Below are 20,267 nucleotides of genomic sequence, written 5' to 3'. Positions count from 1 at the left end.
GCCCCGCCTCAGTGGTGATGCTCGTCCAGCACCAGGTGCGCGAGACCCTTTTCGGTGGCGATGCCGACCTTCTGGCCGATCGGCAAGGTGGCTTTGGTGGCGACATGGCCGTACGGCAGGCCGGTGATGACCGGCACCTTGACCGTCTTGCGCAGCCAGGCCACGACTTCGTGCAGATCGTAGCCCTTGTCGTGCGGCGCCAGCTTGTAGTCGGTGAAACGGCCCAGCACGATGGCTTTCTGGCGCGCCAGGATGCCGGCCTGCCAAAGCTGGATCAGCATGCGCTCGACGCGGTACGGATGCTCGGCCACGTCTTCCAGGAACAGGATGCCGCCGCGGATCTTCGGCATGTACGGCGTGCCCAGCAGCGAGGTCAGCATCGCAAGGTTGCCGCCCCACAGGATGCCGCGCGCGTCGACCGGGTCGGCGTCCTGCGTTTCAAAGCTGAGAATCTCCAGTTCGCCGCGCATCAGTTCGCCGAACAGCGCCTCGGTCAGGTCATCGACCTTCTTGCCGCCGAAGTCCTGAACCGCGGTGGCGCCGGTGTAGCTGACCGCACCGGTCTGCGCCAGCAGGCCCAGATTGAACGCCGTGAAATCGCTCATGCCGACAAAGCGCTTGCCGCTGTCGGCCATGGCCTTCCAGTCGATGGCGTGCAGCAACCGGCCAAGGCCGTAGCCGCCGCGCGTCACCATGACGATCGGCAGCTTTTGCTTCGCGGCGCGCGTCAGGCTGGCAAGACGCTGGGCGTCCGTGCCGGCAAAACGCTGGTGCTCAGCCAGCGCCGTGCGGTCCAGTGCGGTCTTGAACCCTTGCTGCTCCAGCCGTTCACGCGCCAGCGCCACGGTGGCGGGGTCGCGCACGGCGGACGACGGGGAAATCAGGTAGATGCCGCGGGCGTCCGGCTGGGGGCCGTGGTGATGCGCGTGGTCGTGATCGTGGTCGTGGCCGCATGCGTCGCCGCAGTCCGGGCCGTGATCGTGCGGATGATCGTGCACCGGGGTGGCAGCGGCCTTGGCGCGGCGCGCCTTGGCGGCGGGCTTGGCAGCAGACTTGGCGGCTTTGGGGGTACTCATGCGATGGTTTCCTTGGCGCGGCGTTCGCGGAAGAACCGGCGCAGCAGATTGCCGCAGGGTTCCGCCATCACGCCGCCGGTGACTGAAGTGTGATGATTGAGCTTGGGCACGGACCCGACGTCCAGCACGCTGCCGCAGGCCCCGGTCTTGGGGTCATAGGCGCCGAACACGACACGGGCAAGCCGCGCGTGCAGCATGGCGCCGATGCACATGACGCAGGGTTCCAGCGTGACGTAAACGGTGATGCCGGGCAGCCGGTAGTTTTCAAGCTGGCGCGCGGCGCCGCGCAAGGCGACGATCTCGGCGTGCGCCGTGGGATCGTGGTCGATGATGGTGCGGTTGTAGCCCCTGCCCAGGATGTCGCCCTGAGCGGATACGACCAGCGCGCCCACCGGCACCTCGCCGATGTCGTAGGCGGCCTGGGCCTGTTCCAGGGCCAGAGTCATGAAACGCGCGTCCTGCTCGGTCCAGGGCGGGACCGCAGCCACCGGGGCCAGCTCAGCCACGGTACACCCGCGATTTCAGCGCGATGCGGCCGGCCAGGCTGGTGACGGCTTCTTCGAGCCATTGATACAGCTCGGCCTCTTCGTCGTAGCGGGCCTGATTCAGATTCGACACGCGCCCTTCCTCGATGAAGCCCCAGGCTCGGCTGCGCTTGTCGCGGTGCTTGGGATCCCAGACGCCAAAGGCAAAGCCCCCGGCGCGGCGGATCAGCGAAAAGCACGGAATGTCGGTGTAACCGTCGCCCACGAAAACCATCTGATCGAACGGGATGCGCAACCGGTCCTCGGGAACCTTGCGGTTGACCTCGAACGGCTTGTTGCGGAATTCGCGGCCGATGATGCCCTTCTGGATGTGGAACAGGTAGCGAGTCTTGTCGGTAAAGCTGACGACGCGCCGCGGGAACGCGATGCCGCCATCGTCGCCATAGACAAATTCGGATGCCCAGATTTCCGTAAATTCATGCGCGATGGGCGTCGAGCGCACCACGTCGCCGATGCCGCTGGAGATGAGGTAGAACTCGAGCTGCACCTGCGGGTGCTCGGCCCGGACCGCGGCGCGCAGGCGCTGGAACAGCGTGGCCACGCCGTCGTGCAGGTCAAGGCGCGCGCCCCAGTCCTTCAGGCGCTGCTGCGTAATGAGCCCGTGCCGTCCCTGGCGGGACAGTTCGATCATCTTGTAAAGGTAGGCGGGGACGGGATCCCAGTCCTGCTGGAACAGCAGGGGGTCGACCTCTTCTTTCCAGAAGGCGGCCGTGTCCACGCCAATGCTGTCCAGGAAACCGGACGTGCTGTCCGAGGCCAGCGTGTCGTCGAAATCGAAAATCAGGGCGATGACGTCGGACATGAATATGCGTGAAAAAAGGCGACAGCCGCCATTTTGCCTGATTGCGGCAGCGGCTGCGCCTTGGAAGCCGCGCGGCGCGTCAGGCCGCGGGCTGCGTCAACACTTGCTTCGTCCGCTCGACTGCGTGCGCCCGACATCGAGCGCCAGGCTTCAAGCGCCCTGCTTCACGCCACAGCTTACTGGCGGATCGGCGCAGACATCGTTTCGGTGCCCGGCGCGGGAGCCATGCCCGGAGCCGGCGCCATGCCCGGCGCGGGGGCCATGCCCGGGGCGGTGCCGGCGGGCACCTGGATCACGGTTTCGCGCAGCACGCCGCCGCCCTGTACGCTACCGCGCACGTTGCCCGGCGCGGTCATTTGCGTAACGCAATTCTGGCGCTGGGTTTCCGGCAGACGGTTGCAACGCGCCACCATATTCTGCTGCAGCTGTTCGGGGCTTTCTTCGCGGAGGTTCTGGCGGCTGCGCTCCTGGCGCGCCGCGCCGGCTTCGCGAAGGCAGGTATCCAGCGCTTGCCCGGTCCTGCCGCTTTTGCAGGCGGCAACGTCCTGCTGATAGCTGGACTGCGCGGAGGCGCCGGATGATTGCGCTTGCGCCGCGCCGGCGGCGAGCATCAGGCCGGCAGTACACAGGATGGCTGCAAGGCGCTTCGAAGGCATGGGAACAGTATTCATGGTCAGCTCCTTTTGAAGAGATTGAACCCGGACGGCGCGGATTCACCGCGCCGTCAACTGTCCTCACTATCCCACGCCGGCGCGATGGGGGACATAACCAGCGACGTGAATTCGTAAGGTTACGTTTCAACGCCGCTAAAACGGGGACGGCTTTAAATCAACGCGCGTCCCTGTCCGCTTCAGCCTTGGTAAGCCGGTTGCGGTACGTCGCCGCGCGCATCAGCAGCATCGCCGTGACGGGCGACGACACAATCAGCAGCAGCGTGATGATGACTTCGTGAAACACCGGGCGCGCGGACAGCGCCGAGAACACCAGGATCGAAGACGCCAGCACGCAGGCGCAGCCCATCGTGTTGCCCAGCGTGGGCGCGTGGATGCGCGACTGGAAGGTGCGGAAACGCAGCAGGCCGGCGGAGCCGGTCACGGCCAGCAGTCCACCCAGCACCAGCAGGATGGTGGCGGGAATGCCGGCCCACAGCGGGATATCGACGTCCATCATGGCTCGATGACCTCGCCGCGCAACAGGAAGCGCGCCATCGCGGTGGAGCCCACGAATCCGAACAGCGCAATCAGCAACGCAATGTCGAAGTACACCGACGTGCCGGACCGGATGCCGAACACCAGCATCGTCAGCATGCCGTTGATGTACAGCGTGTCCAGGGCCAGCACGCGGTCCTGGGCGGTGGGGCCGCGCACGAGGCGGACGGTGGCGAACACCATGCCCAGCGCAAAGCAGAGCAAGGCAAAGGACGCCGCCCAATACAGTACGGAATTCATTCGAACATCTCCATCAACGGGCGCTCATAGCGCTTCTGCACCAGTTCGATCCACTCGTCTTCGTTTTGCAGATCAAGCACGTGCAGCTTCAGCGCGTGGTCTTCGGTCAGGTTCACCCAGACCGTGCCGGGCGTATAGGTGACGATGCAGGCCAGCATCGCCAGGCCATGCGGGTCGCGCATGGTGAGCGGGATCAGGATGAATCCCGGCGAGAATTCATTGCGGCGCGGATTGAGGATCAGTCGTGCCACCGCGACGTTGGACTTGATGATGTCCCACGTCACGTGCAGGAAAAGCGGGATCACCTTCCACAGGTGGCGCGGCCGCGCATGCAGCGGGCGCAGGCGCGAGGCGGCCCATGTGAACCACAGCGCCAGCGCGATGCCCAGGGCGATCTGCCCGGGCGACACGCTTTCATTGAGCAGCAGCCACAGCGCAAACAGCAGCGTGGGCAGGATCAGGAAGTACAGGCGGCGCATCAGCTTCCTCCCTTGACGCCGCGCACGGTCTGCGCGGACATGACGGCGTCGATATAGGACGCGGGCTGGTCGAGCGAGCGGGCGGCGTCGTCCAGGTAGGCCGACACGGGACCCGCGCCAGCGGCCAGGCACACGCACAGCAGCACCAGCACGGCAACCGGGCCTGCCTCGATCACGCGCAGGCGCGGCGTGCTGCGGTCGTCGCTGGCCCAGAAGATACGGATGCCGGTGCGGCCCAGGCCGATCAAGCCGGCCAGGCCCGACACCAGCACGGCGGCCACGAGCAGCCAGGCGTCCATCGGCGGGGCCGATTCGGTGGCCGCCGATACCGCGGCCGACAGCAGCGAAAACTTGGCGACAAAGCCGGACAGCGGCGGCAGGCCGGTCACCAGCAACGCGCACGAAATGAACGCGAGCCCCAGGAACGCCATCGCCGCGGGAATCGCCACCCCGACCACGTCGTCGGAGCGGTTGACCGACGTCGGATCGTCCAGGTCAAAGGCGTCGAGCGTCACGGCCAGCACGTTCGCGCCGAAGCTGCGGGTGCGTTCGATCAGCTCAGCCAGCAGGAAGAACGCGCTCGTGGTCAGCACGGAACTGATCAGGTAGAACAGCGCGGGACCCGTCAGCGTGACGCCCGGCATGCCCAGCGCGGTCAGCAGCGTGCCGGCGGAGACGATGACGCAGTAGCCGACCATTTTTTCCAGTTGCTGCGTGGCCAGGAGGCCCAGCGCGCCGAACAGCAGCGTGGCCAGCCCGGCGGCAAACATCCAGTCCAGGCTGAAGGCGGCGGGCGCGCCAGTGGGCAGCAGCAGCGAACCGATGCGAAGCAGCGCGTAGATGCCGACCTTGGTCATGATCGAGAACATGGCCGCGACCGGCGCGCCGGCCGAACCATATCCCTTGACCAGCCAGAAGTTGAGCGGCCAGGCGCCCGCCTTGACCAGGAAGGCCACGCCCAGGATGGCGGCGCCGGCCTCGAACAGCATGCGTTCGGCGCCCGCCAGGTTGCCAGCGCGCAGGGCCAGGTCCGCCATGTTGAGCGTGCCCGTCACACCGTAGATCAGCGCAATGCTGATCAGCAGCAGGAACGAGGCCACCAGGTTCACGGCGATGTACTGCAGGCCCGCGCTGACGCGCGCCACCCCGGACCCGTGCAGCAGCAGGCCGTAGGACGCCGCCAGCAGCACTTCGAAGAAGACGAACAGGTTGAACAGGTCGCCCGTCAGGAAAGCGCCGTTCAGGCCCATCAGCAGGAACTGGAACAACGTATGGAAATGCACGCCGGCGCGGTCCCACCGGGCCAGCGCGTAAACCAGCGTGGCCAGTCCCAATACCGCGGTCAGCGTCAGCATGACGGCGGCCAGGCGGTCGACCACCAGCACGATGCCGAACGGCGCCGGCCAGTCGCCCACCAGGTAGGCCCCTACCCCGTTTTCCCAGACGCCGGGAACGCCCCCGCCGGCCACGACCAGCAGGGCAATCGCGGCCGCAAGCTGCGCAAGCGTCGATAAAAGCGCGATCCCGCCACGCGCATAGCGGCTGGTATCGGCGAGCAGCAGCATCGCCGCGCCCGCGACCAGCGGAATGATGATGGGCAGGACAGGAAGATGTTGAAGCCAGAAACTCAAGATTGGGACTCCCGTCCATCAACGTGGTCGGTACCCGTGAGGCCCCGCGAGGCGAGCAGCACAACCAGGAACAGCGCGGTGGTGGCAAAGCCGATCACGATGGCGGTCAGCACCAGCGCCTGCGGCAGCGGATCCGCATACCAGGAAGGATCATGCGCCATGGCCGGATCCACCACCGGCGGCCGGCCGGACGTGAGCCGGCCCATGCCGAAGATGAAGAGGTTCACCGCATAGGAGACGAGCGACAGGCCCATGATGAACTGGAACGTCCGGGGCCGCAGCAGCAGCCACACGCCCGAGCCCGCCAGCACGCCAATCGCGGCAGCGTATATCAATTCCATCAGGCTTCTCCTGTTTGAACGGCGGCCGCCTGGAGCTCGGCGGCGGCCTTGCGTTGCGCGCGCAGCGATTGGTGGGCAAGCGCCACCAGCACCAGCACGGTGGATCCCACGACCAGCATGTAGACGCCCAGGTCAAAGAGCAGCACGCTGGACACGTGGACATGGCCGATCAGCGGCAAGGCGACGTCCCATGCCAGCGCGGCCAGGAACGGCTTGTACGCCAGCCATGCGCTCACGGCGGCGATGCCGGCGCAGAGCAGCCCGATGCCGATCCAGTTCTGCGGATTCAGCCGGCTGCGGGATTCGACCCAGTACACCCCGCCCACCATGTATTGCAGGATGACGGAGGTGGCAAAAATGAGGCCGCCCACGAAACCGCCGCCCGGCTGATTGTGGCCGCGCAAGAGGAAGTAGACGGAGATCAGCGCGGCGATCGGCAGCAGCAGGCGCACGAGCACCGCGGGCACCATCATCGAGCCGCCGGGCACCACGGACTTGATGTCGGGCGCGTCCGGGATGCCGCCGTCCTGATCCATCTGCTGGCGCGGAATGTCGGCGCTCTCGGCGGCGGGACGGAAGCGGCGCAGCAGCGCGTAGACGGTCAGCGCCACGATGCCCAGCACGGTGATTTCGCCAAACGTATCGAAGCCGCGGAAGTCCACGAGGATCACGTTGACGACGTTGGTGCCGCCGCCGTCGGGCAGCGCGCGATCCACGAAGTAGGACGAAATGGGATTGGTCTGCGGCCGCGCCAGCACCGAATAGGCCAGCGCCGACATGCCCGTGCCGGCGGCAACGGCCAGCAGCAGGTCGCGCAGGCGGCGGCCGCGCGCCTGCAGCGTGGCCTTCAGGCTTTCCTCGTCGTCCTGCACGATGCGGCGCGGCAGCCAGCGCAGGCCCAGCAGCAACAGCACCAGCGTCACGACCTCGACCGACAGTTGCGTCAGGGCCAGATCGGGCGCGGAGAACCAGACGAAGGTCAGGCAGGTGATGAGCCCTGCCCCGCCCGCCAGCGCCAGCGAGGCCAGGCGGTGATACTTGGCCTGAAACGCGGCGCCCAGCGCGCAGGTCCCGCCCACGATCCACAGCAGGGCGAAGACGGGATCGACCGGCGTCAGGCGCACCGCGCCGTCCAGCCAGCCGCCCGCGCGCAGCGGCAGCCACGCGACGAACAGCGTGCCGACCAGGATCAGCACCATCTGCACCTGCAGGCGCGTGGACGAGACCCAGCGCAGCAGCCAGGCGGCGGCGACGCTGGAGCCATCGAGCAGCGCCTCGAAGGTGCGGCGGCCGTCAAGGCGGTAAATGAACGGCACCCGGCCCGGATTGGCGCGTTGATGGGCGCGCAGCGCCAGGTACAGCAGGACGCCCGCGGTCGTGGCCACGAGACTCATGGCCAGCGGCAGATTGAAGCCATGCCAGACGGCCAGACTGTAGTCGGGCATGTTCTCGCCCAGGATGCTTTGCGCAGCGGTAGCCAGGAACGGGCCCACGGTCAGGCCGGGGACGATGCCCACCAGCAGGCACATGAGAACCAGCAGCGCGCTGGGCAGCAGCATCCAGCGCGGCGGCTCGTGGGGTTCGCGCGGCAGGTCGGTGGCCGGCGGGCCAAAGAAGACCTGCAGAATGAAGCGCAGCGAATACGCGACGCTGAACGCGCCGGCAATGGTGGCGAGCAGCGGCAGGCCAAGCTGGACGTAGCGGTCCGCGCTGACGAAGGTGGTTTCGGCGAAGAACATTTCCTTGGACAGGAAGCCGTTCAGGAGCGGCACGCCCGCCATGGAGGCGGCAGCCACCATCGCCAGCGTGGCCGTGATGGGCATCGCCTTGTACAGCCCCGACAGTCGGCCCAGATCGCGCGTGCCTGTTTCGTGATCGACCACCCCTGCGGCCATGAAGAGCGACGCCTTGAACGTGGCGTGGTTGATCATGTGGAAGATGGCGGCCACCAGGGCCAACGTGCTGTTCAATCCCAGCAGTAGCGTGATGAGGCCCAGATGGCTGATCGTGGAATACGCCAGCACCCCCTTCATGTCCTGCTGGAAGATCGCCGCGTAGGCGCCCAGCACCAGGGTGATGAGGCCCAGCCCGCCGATGATCCAGAACCACTCGTCGGTACCGGACAGCACGGGCCAGAAGCGCGCCAGCAGGAAGACGCCCGCCTTGACCATCGTGGCCGAGTGCAGATAGGCGGAGACCGGCGTGGGCGCGGCCATGGCGTTGGGCAGCCAGAAATGGAACGGGAATTGCGCGCTCTTGGTCAGCGCGCCCAGCGCCACCAGCACCAGCACGGCCGGATACCAGGGGTCGGCGCGGACCAGGTCGCCAGACGCCAGGACGCGGTCCATGTCGTAGCTGCCAACAATATGGCCCAGGATCAGCACCCCGGCCAGCAGACAGAGACCGCCCGCGCCGGTGACCGTCAGCGCCATGCGCGCGCCCCGCCGCGCGTCCAGGCGATGGTGCCAGTAGGCGATCAGCATGAACGACGCCAGGCTGGTCATTTCCCAGAAGAGCACGAGCTGGATCAGGTTGCCAGACAGCACCACGCCCAGCATGGCGCCCATGAAGGCCTGGAAGAAGGAAAAGAAGCGCGGGACCGGATCTTCCGGCGACATGTAATAGCGCGCGTACAGGACGACCAGCGCGCCCATGCCAGAGACGATCAGCGCAAAGAGCCACGCATAGCCGTCCATGCGCAGGGTGAATTGCAGACCCAGGGCGGGCGCCCAAGGCATGTCTGCCCGTATGACCCCGCCGTTGGCGACGTCCGGATACAGCGTCGCGATCAGAACCACGCACGCGAGGGCGATGAGACCAGCCAACCACGCCTCGGCGTTGCGGGCGTTGGAAGGCAGCAGCGCGGCGCACAGGCTGCCGGCGAACGGCAGAGCGAGGATCAGGATCAGCGACATGGCGTTCCGAAAATGTCCGGGCCCCCTCCCGCCAGCGCGAGGCAGCGAGAGACGAAACAGACCGGGGATTGAAAAACGGACGGAACCCTTGGCCCGGTGCGTCGCTGCACTACACGTTGCCCCGAGGGGACATCAACCAACGCCAATTGAACGGCGCAGACAGAAACAAACGCAATAGCTTTCTTGCAAGACCGGGCAAGAATCTCAGCCGAAAAATATCAGATTCTTGTAAGTTATGCAGGAATTTATGTACGTACCCAGCTAATGACAGCAAGATGACTGCGCAGCGATTGCGCATCGAAAGCTTCTTTATTTGTGTTCAACTGCCTGTCAGACTGACTTTTTCCTGTAACTTCTGTCATCTTCGCGCTTTTTTTGGGCGCACTAGAAATTTTGCGATTTCTCGTGACAGGGACAATCCCGAGTTGACCATGGGGACATACCTGTGTGGAATGCGGCCACGAGGCGTTGGCTTGCGACACCCCGGCAATGCGCGCCTCACCGAAGCTGGCCCGGCAAGATGGCCAGCTCGGAACAACAATATGGAGAAGACTCTTGAACGTGTTGTCACATGCCAAGGCCGTCCTGGCCGCCGCCATCGCCGGCGCCTGCCTGACCTCCGCTGCCCAGGCCGCAGATCCCTACCCCAATAAACCCATCCGCCTGATCGTCCCGTTTGCGGCCGGCGGCACCACCGATATCGTGGCGCGCGTCGTGGCCGAGGGCCTGGGCCGTGAGCTCGGCCAGCCTGTCGTCGTGGAAAACCGCGCCGGCGGCGGGGGCTCGATCGGTGCCGATGCCCTCGTGCGCTCCGCCAACGACGGTTACACGCTGGGCGTGGCCACGGTCAGCACCATGGCCACCAATCCGGCCACGAATCCCAAGAACCCGTACAACCCGCTCAAGGACTTTACGCCCATCACCAACATGGTGAACGTGCCCAACGTCATGACGGTCAACCCCAGCGTGCCCGCCAAGACCCTGGCCGAATTCATCACCCTGCTGAAGAACAACCCCGGCAAGTACAGCTACGCGTCGTCGGGCGCGGGCGGCATCAGCCATCTGGACGGTGAGCTCTTCAAGTCGCTGACCAAGACCGACATGGTTCACGTGCCCTACCGCGGATCGGGCCCGGCGCTGAACGACGTGATTGCCGGCCAGGTGAACGTGCAGTTCGACAACCTGCCCTCGTCCATGCCGCACATCCAGGCCGGCAAGCTGCGCGCCCTGGCCGTGGCGGCGCCCAAGCGCCTGCCCGCCCTGCCGGACGTGCCGACGTTCGCCGAGGGGGGCCTGCCCGACATGGACAACATGGCGTGGTACGGCCTGGTGGCGCCGGCCGGTACGCCGCAAGCCGTGGTTGACCGCGTGCACGCCGCCGCGGTCAAGGCCTTGAAGGACCCGAAGATCGCCCAGCGCCTGGCCGATGGCGGATCGATTGTGGACGGCAACACGCCGGCCGAGTATGCCGCGCAGATCAAGCGCGAACTTGAACTGCGCCAGCGCATCGCCAAGGACCGCAATATCGTCCTGACGAACTGATCGCAATCTGACGAGAGGGGCGCGGGCCGGCGGTTTTCGGTTGGCGCCCCTGTTTGCATCTGTACCCGCTTGACGGCGATTGCCCGGGTGGTAGCATCTGGCCCGTGCAATCCGACATATCCTCCCTTCCCTGCGTCACCTGCGCTCTCTGCGCCCTGCGCTCAACGCTGTTGAGTTCGCAGGAGGTCGCCGCGCGTTCCGCTTACGCGCGTTCCAAGCCCGGCTAATCGCCCGCCCTTCCCCTTTCTGATTTTTTGCTCCGGCCCGTTGCCGGCTGCCTGCGCACATCCGCGCGTCCCGCAGCCTGGAACCGGCCGGCGGGCGCACTGCCGCGTGGCGGGCGTTCGTCTCCATTTCGCCCTTCGCACGCCCTTTCCGGCTTGCGCGGCGGCCACGCACCGCAATTTCGATTCAGCGCCATGCAACTCACCAAGAAATTCGTCAAAGCCAAGAACCCCTGCGCGGGCGGCTACAAATGGTTCCTCCGCGACCACAACGGCCAGGGGGACTACCAGGCCGTGCTCGATGCCCTGGTCGCCGACGGCCGTGTCGGCGACGCCTGCTGGCTGCTGGATCAGTTTGGTCCGACCGACGCCGTGCTGCGATTGGACACGCTGGATGCCACCGCCATCGTGTTTGCCGGAACGCTGGAAGTCCGCATGGGCATCAACGTGGACACGGTAGTGCGCGCGGGCCGCAGCCTCATTACGGGCGGCGGCATCCGCGCGGGCGAGTCGATCGTCGCCGGTGAAAACATCACCGCCGGCGGCAACATCGCCAGCGGCGGCAACCTGCGCGCCGGCGGCGACGTGGCGGCGGACTGGGGCATCGAGATTGCGACGCGCCTGGATTGCGGGGGCAATGTGCGCGCCAAGTGGGACATCTGCGCCGGACAGGACCTGGCCGTGACGGGCCACCTGCATGCCGGTCAGGACATCGGCGCGCAAGGCGCCATCAAATGCGGGCAAGGCATCAAGGCAGGCGGCGGCGTGCGCGCGGAACAGGAAATCAATGCCGGCTGCGGCATCCAGGCAGGCGGGTCGATTCAGTCGGGCGAACACCTCGCCTGCGGATGGGGCTTGATCGCCGGCGAGGACATTCGCGCCGAGGGCGCGATCCGGGCGGGCGAAGGCGCGCAGGCAGCCGGCGTCATCGAGGCTGGCGCGGGACACGGCGTCTACGCCGGCCTGAGCGTGCGGTTGGACGCGTGGGATCTGTGCGCGCGCGTTGTCGCGCAGACGCGGCCCGCGCAACTCGTGAGCGGGTATTGGGCGGGGCCGGAGGGTGCGGATAGCGCAGACGCCGCGCCCTCCAGCCAGCCATGGAACGGATGGATGGATGTGGGTGCGGCGAATCGCGATGGTTGCGCCGGCGGACAGCGAGGCTGAGGGCATCACCGCGTGGCGGGATGGCGTAGCACCAGCATCAGCCCGGTCAGGATCGCGGCCATCCCGGCCAGGCTGAGCGCCGGCAGGCGATTGCCCAGGATCAGGTAATCCAGCGCCGCAGTGCCCACCGGCACCAGATAGAACAGGCTGGTCACGTTGACGAGGTTGCCCGCCTGGATCATGCGGTAGAAGAGCAGCGTGGCGCCGACCGAGATCACGAGGCCCATCCAGATCAACGGCACGATAAAACCGACGCTCCAGTCGGCGTGCAGCGGCTGGAATGGCGCAAACAGCAGGCAGAGCACGAGGCTGATCGCGTACTGCAGCGGCATCACGTCCATCGGCGGCTGCTGGACGCGTTTTTGCAGCATGGCGCCGCCCGTCATGCTGGCCAGCGCGGCGCAGGCGTACACGATGCCCTCGACGGACAACCGCGTCAGCGCGATGCTCTGGTACACGACCAGCACCAGCCCGGCGAGCGCCAGGCAGAGCCCCGCCAGCCGCGCCGGCGCAAAGCGGCGCTCCGTCAGCGCCAGCGTCAGGATGGGCTGCGCGCCGAGCAATGTCGCCAGCACGCCCGGCGTCACGCCGTGGTCCAGCGCCAGCAGATAGCAGATGGAGTAGCTGCCGATCAGCAGCGCCCCCGTCGCGGCGACCTGCATGCGGGTGCCGGGTTGCGGCAACCAACGCCCGCGCCGCGCGCCAATCAGCATCAGCGCCGCCAGCGCAAGCAGGAAGCGGAACAAGAGAAACCCAAACGCGGAGGCATGCGACAGCCCCCATTTGGCAAAGATCGCGCCGCCGCTCCACAGCAGCACGAACAAGGTAGTGGACGCGCGGGCAGTCCACGCGCTTCGGTTGATGAACATGAGGTATCACCTGTCTGAATGAGGTACAGACTCCGGCCCGGGGCGCGGCAAGGCGCGTCCATGCGCGAGCGCGGCAGGCGACGTCAAGGCGTCATGCAGCTTGCGGCGCGGCGCAGGAGTTCGGGTGGGAGACGGAAATGCGGCGGGTCAGCCGAGGACGGCTGACACAGGCGGGTGCACGCCCGACACAACGCCGCGGGGCGGCGATGCGGGCGGCGGCGGCGCCGCGTTCTTGACAGGAGACACAGCCGGCGGGGAACCGGCGCAGAAGAAAGCCGGCACGCGCGCGCGCGCAAGACCCGCGCGGACGGCGCGGGCAAGCATGGCGAGAGGCGTGTAAGCAGGCATCCGGGCAGACTACCGATGCATGGCCGCAGCGTCAAGCGATTGCGTTGACCGGTGTGAGGCTAACCAATCCTGCGCTGTTCCACCCCCATGTCCCGCCAGGCCTCGCCGTGGCAGGTGAACATAAGGATCTGATGCCGTGTCGCGGCGTCGAACAGTGCGCGCTTCATGAAGTCGCGCCGGGCGTCGTCGGTATGGACCAGGGCGTCGTCCAGCAGCAGCAAGGTAGGCCGGCCGGCCTCGCGCAGCAGATCGGCGTAGGCAAAACGGGCCAGGATGCCCAATTGCTCGCGCGTGCCGAAACTGAGGGCGTCCAGCGCGTCTTCGCCGTCGCCCCGGCGCAGCGCCGCGGGCAGCAGCGCATCGTCCAGGCGCAGCGCGGCGTCGGGAAAGAGCAGCGCCAGATAGTGGTTGAGACGGCGGGCGAGCGGCGCTTGCAGGCGTTGCGTGGCGGCGGCGCGTTTGTCGGCCAGCAGCTTTTGCAGCAGATCCAGTGCGGCGGCGCGCCTTGTGAATTCGTCACGGCGCCGTTGCAGCCGCTCGCAGGCCGCCTGCGCTTCGGACAGGCGTTCGCCCAGGCCTTGCGCACCGGCCTGGTCCAGCTTGCCCTGCAATTGCAGGATGTCGCCGTGCCGCTTGTGCTGGGCGTCGCGTTCGATGGCGGCGGATTTTTCGAACCGCTGCACGTCCTGTTCGGCGAGTTCGGGCCGGTGTTCGGCCAGCGAGGCGCGAGCCTCGCGTACGCGCAGGTCGAGCTGATCGTGGGCGCTGCGCACTTCGGCAAGACGGCCGGCGCGGGCGTGGCGTTGTGCCGTGCGGTCGTCGGATTGCAATTCGGCGCCCCGGGCGGCCGCCTGCCCTTCCAGCAGCTGCGCACGCGCCGTGTCGGCGTCCAGCGCGCGCTGCGCGTCGGCAACGGCCTTTTCCGCCTGCGCGGCGACGGCTTCGGCCTCGCGCAGGGCCTGGATGGCGTCGGGCAGATCGTCGTCGCTTGTGTCGACGTCGACGTCGGTGCTGCCGTCGGCGTCGGCAACCTGAAGGCCGTCTTCGGCTGCGTGCGCGGGCGGCAGCTTGGCCAGCCGTTCCTGCAACTGCGCCAGCCGCGCCAGCGCCTCGTCGCGCTGGGTGCGCAGCGCATCCACACCGCGAGGCGCGTGAATGGCAAGCGTCTTGCGCATGCCTTCGAGTTCGCGCTGCAAGGCGGTGTAGCGCGCGTGACGCTGTTCCGCGTCGGCCAGCGTGTCGACGCCCGCCCGCTTGAGCAACGCGGCGCTTGCCGACTCGGCGCGCGCCAGTTCGCGCTGCAGGGCCGGCAGGTCTTGCCCGCCCGGCTCAATTTGCAGGCGGCCCACACCGGGCAGATCGAGTTCGGCGGCAGCCGTAAGCAGGACTTCGCCCGCGCCGCTGACGGCCTTGCCGTCCAGCAGCGCCTGCGCGCCGGCATCAAGTCGATAGCGCAAGCGCGTGGCGACCGCCTGTTGCTGCAACTGCAGGTTTCCGAGCTCGCGGCCGGCCTTGCGCAGGGCCTCGATCTCGGCATCGGAGATCTCGAGTTGGACGGCCTCGGTGCGCAACGCCGATCCTTGCTGGATCAGGTGGGTGGCCGCGACCAGGGCGCCGTCCAGGCGTTCGAGTTCCGGCGTGAGCTGGGCCAGTTGCCGGTCCAGGTCGCGCCGGTCGGCCAGCACTTGAAGCCGAGCCACGCGCCGGCGCGCGGCCTCGACCGCCGCGGCATGCGATTGCCGCTGCTGCAGCGCGCGCGCCAGCGGTTCCTGCATGGCCTGCACGTGGGCGTGCGCCGCGCGCGCGTCGCGCAACAGCGATTGGTAATCGGCTTCGTCTTGTTGATCGCGCCGGACCTGGTCCTGCAGCAGCGCGAGGGTCTGGGCGGCCTGCGCCTGCTCGCGTTGCAGTCCGTCGAAGGCTTCACGTTCCTTGGCCAGGGCGGCAAGGCGCGCGCGGGCCTGAACGGCCTTGGCCTCGAAATCCTTCCAGGGTTGCGCGGCCTGCGCGCGCTCGTGATCGCGCCGCAATTCGGCCAGGCGGTCGACGTCGGCGTTGAGTTGCGCCATGGCCTGCCCGCACTCGTCGCGCTCGGTCATGGCGCGCGCAAGCGCGTCCTCGGCGTCTTTGTAGCTGCCCTTGGGACGGCCGTTGCGGGCGTCCAGCAGCGCGGCGCGCTCGGCCGACACGCGGTCGAACAGCCGGTCGCCGTCTCCGGAGGCCAGCTCGCCGGAGAGCTGCGTCAGTGCATCGCGAAGATGCGAGCCGGCAAAGCCGGCGGCTTCGTGCAGGTTCTGGCCGTCGCCCTGGCGGATCCATAGCAGGCCCGGCACGCCGGCCAGGTCAGGTTTGCTCTGGCCGCGGCCGGGCATTTCAAAGCCCAGCAAGACGGCCAGCGCGTTTTCGGCTTCTTCGCCGTCCAGCCGCTGCGCGCCGTCATCCACCAAGAGTTCGCAGCGGGCCTTGGACAGGAATTGCTTTTTCAGTACGTAGGCGTGATCGGCGTGTGTGAAGGCCACTTCGACACTAGGGCGTGCGCCCGATTCGCCGCGTGGCGCCAGATCGGCGACCTTGCTGGTGCTGTAGCGTTCAAGGAAGGCGGCCCGGATGGCGGCCGCGACCGTGCTCTTGCCGGCCTCGTTGGGGCCGACGAAGAGGTTAAGCCCGTCTTGCAGTCCGTCCAGCGACAGCCGCTGGCGGAACTTGCGGAATTCTTCGAGGGCAATGCGGGAGATCTTCATTTGGCGGCTCCCGGCGTGGCGGTTTCGCGCTGGAACCGCAGCAGCAGGCGTAGGGCCTCGCTGGCCACGGCGGACTGGTCTTCGTCCGCCTGCAGCGCCTGCAATTGCGCGGCGACCTCGCCCACGTAGCCGCTGGCGCGCAACTCGGCCAAGTCGGCTTCGTCGGGTTCCAGGCGCACGCCGGACAAGTCGGGCAGCAAGGCGCGCACCTGCGCGGCGGCCTCGGCCACCGCCTTTTGCAGGGCGTCCCAGGTTTCCAGGTTGACGTGGCCCTGCACGTCCAGGCGCAGGACGTCGTCGGCCCGCAACGCCGCCATGCGCTCGGCCAGCGCCTGGGCATCGGTGGGCAGGCTAAGGGTTTCGGTCCAGGCGGACCAGCGGAACTTGCCGGTGGCAATGCGTTCGACCACGGGTGCGGCGCCCGGCGCGTCGATGCGCACGTCCAGCACGTAGCCGGGCTCGTTGCCGCGGAAGCGGTCCTGTTCCGGCGTGCCGGCATACCAGGTGCGCGCGTCGATGGACAGGCAGCCGTGCCAATCGCCCAGCGCCAGATAATCCAGGCTGGCGCGGTCGGCGCGGTCGGGTGCGATGGGATTGGTGGCGTCGATCGTGTCGGGCAGGCGGCCGGCAACGCTGCCGTGGGCAAGGCCCACGCGGATGCGCCCCGCTGGCGATTCCAGCGTGTCGAAAGCCTGGGTGACGTCGTCGTAGGTATGGCGCTGCGTAAGCGGTGCGGCGAGCACGGCGATGTTGGCATCCGGCAGGTCCACCACGCCGGTCGTAAGCGGCACGTGCACATTGGCCGGGATGCAGCCCAGTTGCATGGCGCGGCTCCAGACGCTGTCGGCAAGTGCCGCGTCGTGATTGCCCGCGATCATTACCCAGGGACCGGTGTAGCCGGCCATGGCGGCGAAGAGGCGGCGGATGCTTCGATCGGACACGGCTTGCGTGTCGAAGACGTCTCCGGCGACCAGCACGGCGTCCACGCGGCGCTCTGCGGCCAGGGTGGCGATGCGCGCGACGACCTCGAAACGGGCCTCGGCCAGCATGGCGGCATCGTCGGTTTCAAACTGGCCGTACTGGCGGCCGATCTGCCAGTCGGCAGTGTGCAGGAAATGGGTCATGCGGCGATTTTGGCATAAAGATACGTGCCGTTTCGCCGGCTCCGTGCTCAATTCAGCACACGCAAAACAGACACGGGCCGCATCGAAGCGGCCCGTCGGGAGTGCGCCGCTGGCGGCGCATTAGTGGGTGCGCCGCTGGCGGCGCGTGCGCCGGATCAGGCGCAGTTCATGACCAGCTCAGGCGCGCTTGCCATCCAGCACGAGTTGCTGGCGGGACGCGGCGCGGCGGTCGTAGCGCGAGAGCCCGAGTCCGTCGGTGCTGATCGCGGGGCGCTGCCCCATGACCAGATCCGCGACCAGCTTGCCGGACCCGCATGCCATGGTCCAGCCCAGCGTGCCGTGGCCGGTGTTCAGGTAGAGGTTGTTGTAGCGCGTGGCGCCGACGACCGGCGTGCTGTCCGGCGTCATGGGACGCAGGCCCGTCCAGAACTCGGCTTCGGCCACGTGGCCGCTGCCAGGGAACAGATCGTTGACCACCAGTTCCAGCGTCTTGCGGCGCGCGTCCTTCAGGCGCAGGTCGAAGCCGGAGAGTTCGGCCATGCCGCCCACGCGGATCCGCTGGTCAAAGCGCGTGACGGCGACCTTGTAGGTTTCGTCCAGCACCGTCGACACCGGCGCGGCGGCCTCGTCCTTCATGGGGATGGTCAGGGAATAGCCCTTGACCGGATACACCGGCAGGTCCAGCCCAAGCGGTTCGAGGAAAGCGCGGGTGTAGCTGCCGAAGGCGGCCACGTAGCGGTCGGCCGTGAGGACTTCGTTGCCGACGCGCACGCCGGTGATCTGGCCGCCGGCGGTGTTCAGGCCCGCGACGCTTTCGCCGAAGCGGAATTCCACGCCCAGCTCGGCCGCCATGTCGGCCAGCCGGCGGGTGAAAAGCTGGCAGTCGCCGGTTTCATCGTTGGGCAAGCGCAGGCCGCCGGCGAGTTTGTGCGCCGAATTGGCCAGCGCGGGTTCGGCCGTCACGAGGCGGTGGCGGTCCAGGAGTTCGTAGGGGACGCCCACCTCTTCGAGCACGGCGATATCGCGGCGCGCGGCTTCCATCTGGGCTTCGGTACGGAACAACTGCAGCGTGCCGCGGGTGCGTTCTTCGTAGTGAATGCCGGTGGAGGTGCGCAGTTCACGCAGGCAATCGCGGCTGTACTCGGACAGGCGGAGCATGCGTTCCTTGTTGACGGCGTAGCGGTCGGCCGAACAGTTGGCCAGCATGGCGGCCATCCATTTGAGCTGGAACAGGCTGCCGTCCAGGCGGATCGCCAAAGGCGCGTGCTTCTGGAACAGCCATTTGAACGCCTTGAGCGGAATGCCGGGCGCTGCCCAGGGCGTGGAATAGCCCGGCGACACCTGCCCGGCATTGGCGTAGCTGGTCTCCTGCGCCGCGGCGGGCTGGCGGTCCAGCACGGTCACTTTGGCGCCCTGCCGGGCCAGGTAATAGGCGGTGGTGGTGCCGATGACGCCGCTGCCAAGGACGATCACATGCATGATTCTTTCCAGTATTTGGTTTTGACTAGGAATTTCGGTAGTCTATGACCCCTTCGGGAGTGAAAAGCACTGAAGATTTTGCTTCGTCAGTGGTTTTTCTCGGACCAACCTTGTTTTTCGAACGGCGAAAGTGAAATGCGCGACCTCGACCGAATTGACCTCAAAATCCTCGATATCCTGCAGCGCGAAGGCCGGATTTCGGTCACGGAATTGGCCGATCGCGTAAGCCTGTCGGCCACCCCCTGCTCCGACCGAATCAAGCGCATGGAGCGCGAGGGCGTCATCACGGGTTACCATGCGCGCGTCAATCCGGCGGCGCTCGGCAAGAATCTGCTGGTCTTCCTGGAGATCAAGCTGTCGGCCAAGTCGGGCGACGTCTTCGACAAGGTCAAGCAGGAACTGCTGTATGTGCCCGAGGTCATGGAATGCCACCTGGTGTCGGGCGACTTCGACTATCTGGTCAAGGCACGCCTGACCGAAATGAATGAATACCGCCGTCTTCTGGGCGAGATCCTGAAACGGCTGCCGGCGTCCGCCGAGTCTCACAGCTACATCGTGATGGAGGAGATCAAGGAGACGCTCTTTCTGCCGGTGGACCGCTAGCACCTGTTCACACTAAAAGAAGGGATGCGACCAGCCCGGCCGCTGGCCGGCGCCCGCCTTGTTACCGGAAAACCCGTCGGCGGCTGCTATGCTGCGGCCCTCCCCGGCGCGCCGATGCGCGTCCGACCCTATTTTTTGCATGTTGCCTATGACCCGTCTCTATAAATACTTCTTCCGCGGCCTGATCACCGTCCTGCCGCTGGCGCTGACGATCTACCTGCTGTACCTCTTTCTGGCCTGGACGGAAGGCGTGGCGCTCACCTTCCTGCGCCCCTTCATCGGCGGCTTCTATGTGCCGGGCATGGGCCTGGCGCTGGGCATTCTGGGCATTCTGGCCATCGGCTACCTCGTGTCCAAGCAGCGCGTGCAGCGCTTTCTGACGCTGGTCGAGATGCCCTTCACCAACCTGCCGGTGGTCAAGAGCATCTATTCGTCGCTCAAGAGCTTTGCGGATTATTTTTCGCCCAGTTCCAAAAACACGGCACAGCAGGTCGTTGTCCTGCGCATCCCGGGCCAGCAGCTGGAGCTGGTGGGTCTGGTGACGCGCCGCGGCACCGATGGCCTGCCAGAAGGGTTTACGCAGGGAGATCGCGTTGCCGTCTACCTGCCGATGGGCTACATGATTGGCGGCTATACCGTATTTGTGCCGCAAGAATGGGTGCAGCCCATCCAGATGTCGGTCGAGGAAGCCATGCGCTCGTCGCTGATCGCCTGGATGGCGCGCGCTGAAACGGGCGGCATCCGCCCCATGCCGGCCGCCAGCCCGGACGCGGCCGCGGATAAGCCCGTAGCCCAGCCGGTGACCCAGCCCGTCGCCCAACCTGCGGCCCAGTCCGCCGCCCCGTCCGCAGGCCAGACCGCCGCTGCCGGCAACCCGGCCAACCCGGTCGCTCCGCGCCCCCCCGGCAACGGCCCCGTCTGACCCCGAATCCCTGA

The 20,267-nt window shown here is 67.1% G+C and carries 18 protein-coding genes; 4 read left to right on the top strand and 14 right to left on the bottom strand.

All coding sequences use genetic code 11. The annotated features are described in order from the left end of the window. Window positions 1-8 precede the first annotated feature (8 nt). From CLM73_RS12720 to CLM73_RS12675, 10 genes are all read right to left on the bottom strand, one after another. A complete protein-coding gene (locus CLM73_RS12720; RefSeq protein ID WP_105238745.1) occupies window positions 9-1,076 on the bottom strand; it encodes an LD-carboxypeptidase in 1,068 nt (355 codons plus the stop codon). After that, a complete protein-coding gene (gene tadA, locus CLM73_RS12715; protein ID WP_234015864.1) occupies window positions 1,073-1,522 on the bottom strand; it encodes a tRNA adenosine(34) deaminase TadA in 450 nt (149 codons plus the stop codon). Before tadA ends, CLM73_RS12720 begins: the two co-directional genes overlap by 4 nt. Window positions 1,523-1,574: 52 nt before the next feature. Next, entirely contained in the window at window positions 1,575-2,423 is an 849-nt protein-coding gene (locus tag CLM73_RS12710; RefSeq protein ID WP_105238744.1) for an HAD family hydrolase, read from the bottom strand. Window positions 2,424-2,599: 176 nt separating this feature from the next. Beyond that, window positions 2,600-3,094 carry a hypothetical protein gene (locus CLM73_RS12705; protein WP_234015863.1) on the bottom strand — a complete coding sequence of 165 codons (495 nt, stop codon included), beginning with the start codon at window positions 3,092-3,094 and terminating at the stop codon, window positions 2,600-2,602. A 157-nt stretch (window positions 3,095-3,251) separates the two neighbouring features. Then, window positions 3,252-3,593 carry a monovalent cation/H(+) antiporter subunit G gene (gene mnhG, locus CLM73_RS12700; protein ID WP_056560783.1) on the bottom strand — a complete coding sequence of 114 codons (342 nt, stop codon included), beginning with the start codon at window positions 3,591-3,593 and terminating at the stop codon, window positions 3,252-3,254. Beyond that, complete coding sequence (locus CLM73_RS12695) at window positions 3,590-3,871, bottom strand: K+/H+ antiporter subunit F (protein WP_105238742.1); 282 nt, start codon at window positions 3,869-3,871, stop codon at window positions 3,590-3,592. Before CLM73_RS12695 ends, mnhG begins: the two co-directional genes overlap by 4 nt. After that, window positions 3,868-4,350, bottom strand: coding sequence for a Na+/H+ antiporter subunit E (locus tag CLM73_RS12690; RefSeq protein ID WP_105238741.1), 483 nt, complete (start codon window positions 4,348-4,350; stop codon window positions 3,868-3,870). Before CLM73_RS12690 ends, CLM73_RS12695 begins: the two co-directional genes overlap by 4 nt. After that, on the bottom strand, window positions 4,350-5,981 hold the full coding sequence (locus tag CLM73_RS12685; RefSeq protein WP_105238740.1) for a monovalent cation/H+ antiporter subunit D: 1,632 nt from the start codon (window positions 5,979-5,981) through the stop codon (window positions 4,350-4,352). Before CLM73_RS12685 ends, CLM73_RS12690 begins: the two co-directional genes overlap by 1 nt. Next, window positions 5,978-6,322 (bottom strand): Na+/H+ antiporter subunit C, encoded by a 345-nt coding sequence (locus CLM73_RS12680; protein ID WP_105238739.1) that lies wholly within the window; start codon window positions 6,320-6,322, stop codon window positions 5,978-5,980. Before CLM73_RS12680 ends, CLM73_RS12685 begins: the two co-directional genes overlap by 4 nt. Continuing rightward, window positions 6,322-9,237 carry a monovalent cation/H+ antiporter subunit A gene (locus CLM73_RS12675; RefSeq protein WP_105238738.1) on the bottom strand — a complete coding sequence of 972 codons (2,916 nt, stop codon included), beginning with the start codon at window positions 9,235-9,237 and terminating at the stop codon, window positions 6,322-6,324. The genes CLM73_RS12680 and CLM73_RS12675 overlap by 1 nt, the downstream gene beginning before the upstream one ends. 555 nt (window positions 9,238-9,792) lie before the next feature. Here CLM73_RS12675 and CLM73_RS12670 point away from each other — a divergent pair. Together CLM73_RS12670 and CLM73_RS12665 are read left to right on the top strand one after the other, a co-directional pair. Then, window positions 9,793-10,779, top strand: coding sequence for a Bug family tripartite tricarboxylate transporter substrate binding protein (locus CLM73_RS12670; protein WP_056560769.1), 987 nt, complete (start codon window positions 9,793-9,795; stop codon window positions 10,777-10,779). Between the two features lie 419 nt (window positions 10,780-11,198). Beyond that, a complete protein-coding gene (locus tag CLM73_RS12665) occupies window positions 11,199-12,167 on the top strand; it encodes a FapA family protein (protein ID WP_234015862.1) in 969 nt (322 codons plus the stop codon). Window positions 12,168-12,172: 5 nt separating this feature from the next. Here CLM73_RS12665 and CLM73_RS12660 read toward each other — a convergent pair whose 3' ends face one another. From CLM73_RS12660 to CLM73_RS12645, 4 genes are all read right to left on the bottom strand, one after another. Continuing rightward, window positions 12,173-13,036: a DMT family transporter gene (locus CLM73_RS12660; RefSeq protein WP_105238737.1), complete on the bottom strand. Its 864-nt coding sequence runs from the start codon at window positions 13,034-13,036 to the stop codon at window positions 12,173-12,175. A gap of 407 nt (window positions 13,037-13,443) precedes the next feature. After that, window positions 13,444-16,125, bottom strand: a complete 2,682-nt coding sequence (locus CLM73_RS12655) for an AAA family ATPase (RefSeq protein ID WP_105238736.1) — start codon at window positions 16,123-16,125, stop codon at window positions 13,444-13,446. Next, complete coding sequence (locus tag CLM73_RS12650; RefSeq protein WP_105238735.1) at window positions 16,122-17,249, bottom strand: metallophosphoesterase family protein; 1,128 nt, start codon at window positions 17,247-17,249, stop codon at window positions 16,122-16,124. Before CLM73_RS12650 ends, CLM73_RS12655 begins: the two co-directional genes overlap by 4 nt. Window positions 17,250-17,426: 177 nt before the next feature. Further along, entirely contained in the window at window positions 17,427-18,728 is a 1,302-nt protein-coding gene (locus CLM73_RS12645; RefSeq protein ID WP_105238734.1) for a D-amino acid dehydrogenase, read from the bottom strand. Window positions 18,729-18,863: 135 nt separating this feature from the next. Between CLM73_RS12645 and CLM73_RS12640 the strand changes: the two genes are divergently transcribed. Next, complete coding sequence (locus tag CLM73_RS12640) at window positions 18,864-19,331, top strand: winged helix-turn-helix transcriptional regulator (protein ID WP_105238733.1); 468 nt, start codon at window positions 18,864-18,866, stop codon at window positions 19,329-19,331. Between the two features lie 148 nt (window positions 19,332-19,479). Continuing rightward, on the top strand, window positions 19,480-20,253 hold the full coding sequence (locus tag CLM73_RS12635) for a DUF502 domain-containing protein (protein ID WP_105238732.1): 774 nt from the start codon (window positions 19,480-19,482) through the stop codon (window positions 20,251-20,253). Window positions 20,254-20,267: the final 14 nt, after the last annotated feature.

Source organism: Achromobacter spanius (assembly GCF_002966795.1).
Lineage (GTDB): Bacteria > Pseudomonadota > Gammaproteobacteria > Burkholderiales > Burkholderiaceae_B > Achromobacter > Achromobacter spanius_D.
The sequence above is the reverse complement of the archived record's forward strand: the minus strand, read 5'-3'. Positions and strand labels throughout refer to the sequence as shown.

Coding starts and splice junctions, on each gene's coding strand:
- CLM73_RS12665 (WP_234015862.1), top strand. CDS start 11,199: ATGCAACTCACCAAGAAATTCGTCAAAGCCAAGAACCCCTGCGCGGGC.
- tadA (WP_234015864.1), bottom strand. CDS start 1,522: ATGACTCTGGCCCTGGAACAGGCCCAGGCCGCCTACGACATCGGCGAG.
- CLM73_RS12645 (WP_105238734.1), bottom strand. CDS start 18,728: ATGCATGTGATCGTCCTTGGCAGCGGCGTCATCGGCACCACCACCGCC.
- CLM73_RS12655 (WP_105238736.1), bottom strand. CDS start 16,125: ATGAAGATCTCCCGCATTGCCCTCGAAGAATTCCGCAAGTTCCGCCAG.
- CLM73_RS12635 (WP_105238732.1), top strand. CDS start 19,480: ATGACCCGTCTCTATAAATACTTCTTCCGCGGCCTGATCACCGTCCTG.
- CLM73_RS12660 (WP_105238737.1), bottom strand. CDS start 13,036: ATGTTCATCAACCGAAGCGCGTGGACTGCCCGCGCGTCCACTACCTTG.
- mnhG (WP_056560783.1), bottom strand. CDS start 3,593: ATGATGGACGTCGATATCCCGCTGTGGGCCGGCATTCCCGCCACCATC.
- CLM73_RS12695 (WP_105238742.1), bottom strand. CDS start 3,871: ATGAATTCCGTACTGTATTGGGCGGCGTCCTTTGCCTTGCTCTGCTTT.
- CLM73_RS12705 (WP_234015863.1), bottom strand. CDS start 3,094: ATGAATACTGTTCCCATGCCTTCGAAGCGCCTTGCAGCCATCCTGTGT.
- CLM73_RS12675 (WP_105238738.1), bottom strand. CDS start 9,237: ATGTCGCTGATCCTGATCCTCGCTCTGCCGTTCGCCGGCAGCCTGTGC.
- CLM73_RS12640 (WP_105238733.1), top strand. CDS start 18,864: ATGCGCGACCTCGACCGAATTGACCTCAAAATCCTCGATATCCTGCAG.
- CLM73_RS12650 (WP_105238735.1), bottom strand. CDS start 17,249: ATGACCCATTTCCTGCACACTGCCGACTGGCAGATCGGCCGCCAGTAC.
- CLM73_RS12710 (WP_105238744.1), bottom strand. CDS start 2,423: ATGTCCGACGTCATCGCCCTGATTTTCGATTTCGACGACACGCTGGCC.
- CLM73_RS12690 (WP_105238741.1), bottom strand. CDS start 4,350: ATGCGCCGCCTGTACTTCCTGATCCTGCCCACGCTGCTGTTTGCGCTG.
- CLM73_RS12720 (WP_105238745.1), bottom strand. CDS start 1,076: ATGAGTACCCCCAAAGCCGCCAAGTCTGCTGCCAAGCCCGCCGCCAAG.
- CLM73_RS12680 (WP_105238739.1), bottom strand. CDS start 6,322: ATGGAATTGATATACGCTGCCGCGATTGGCGTGCTGGCGGGCTCGGGC.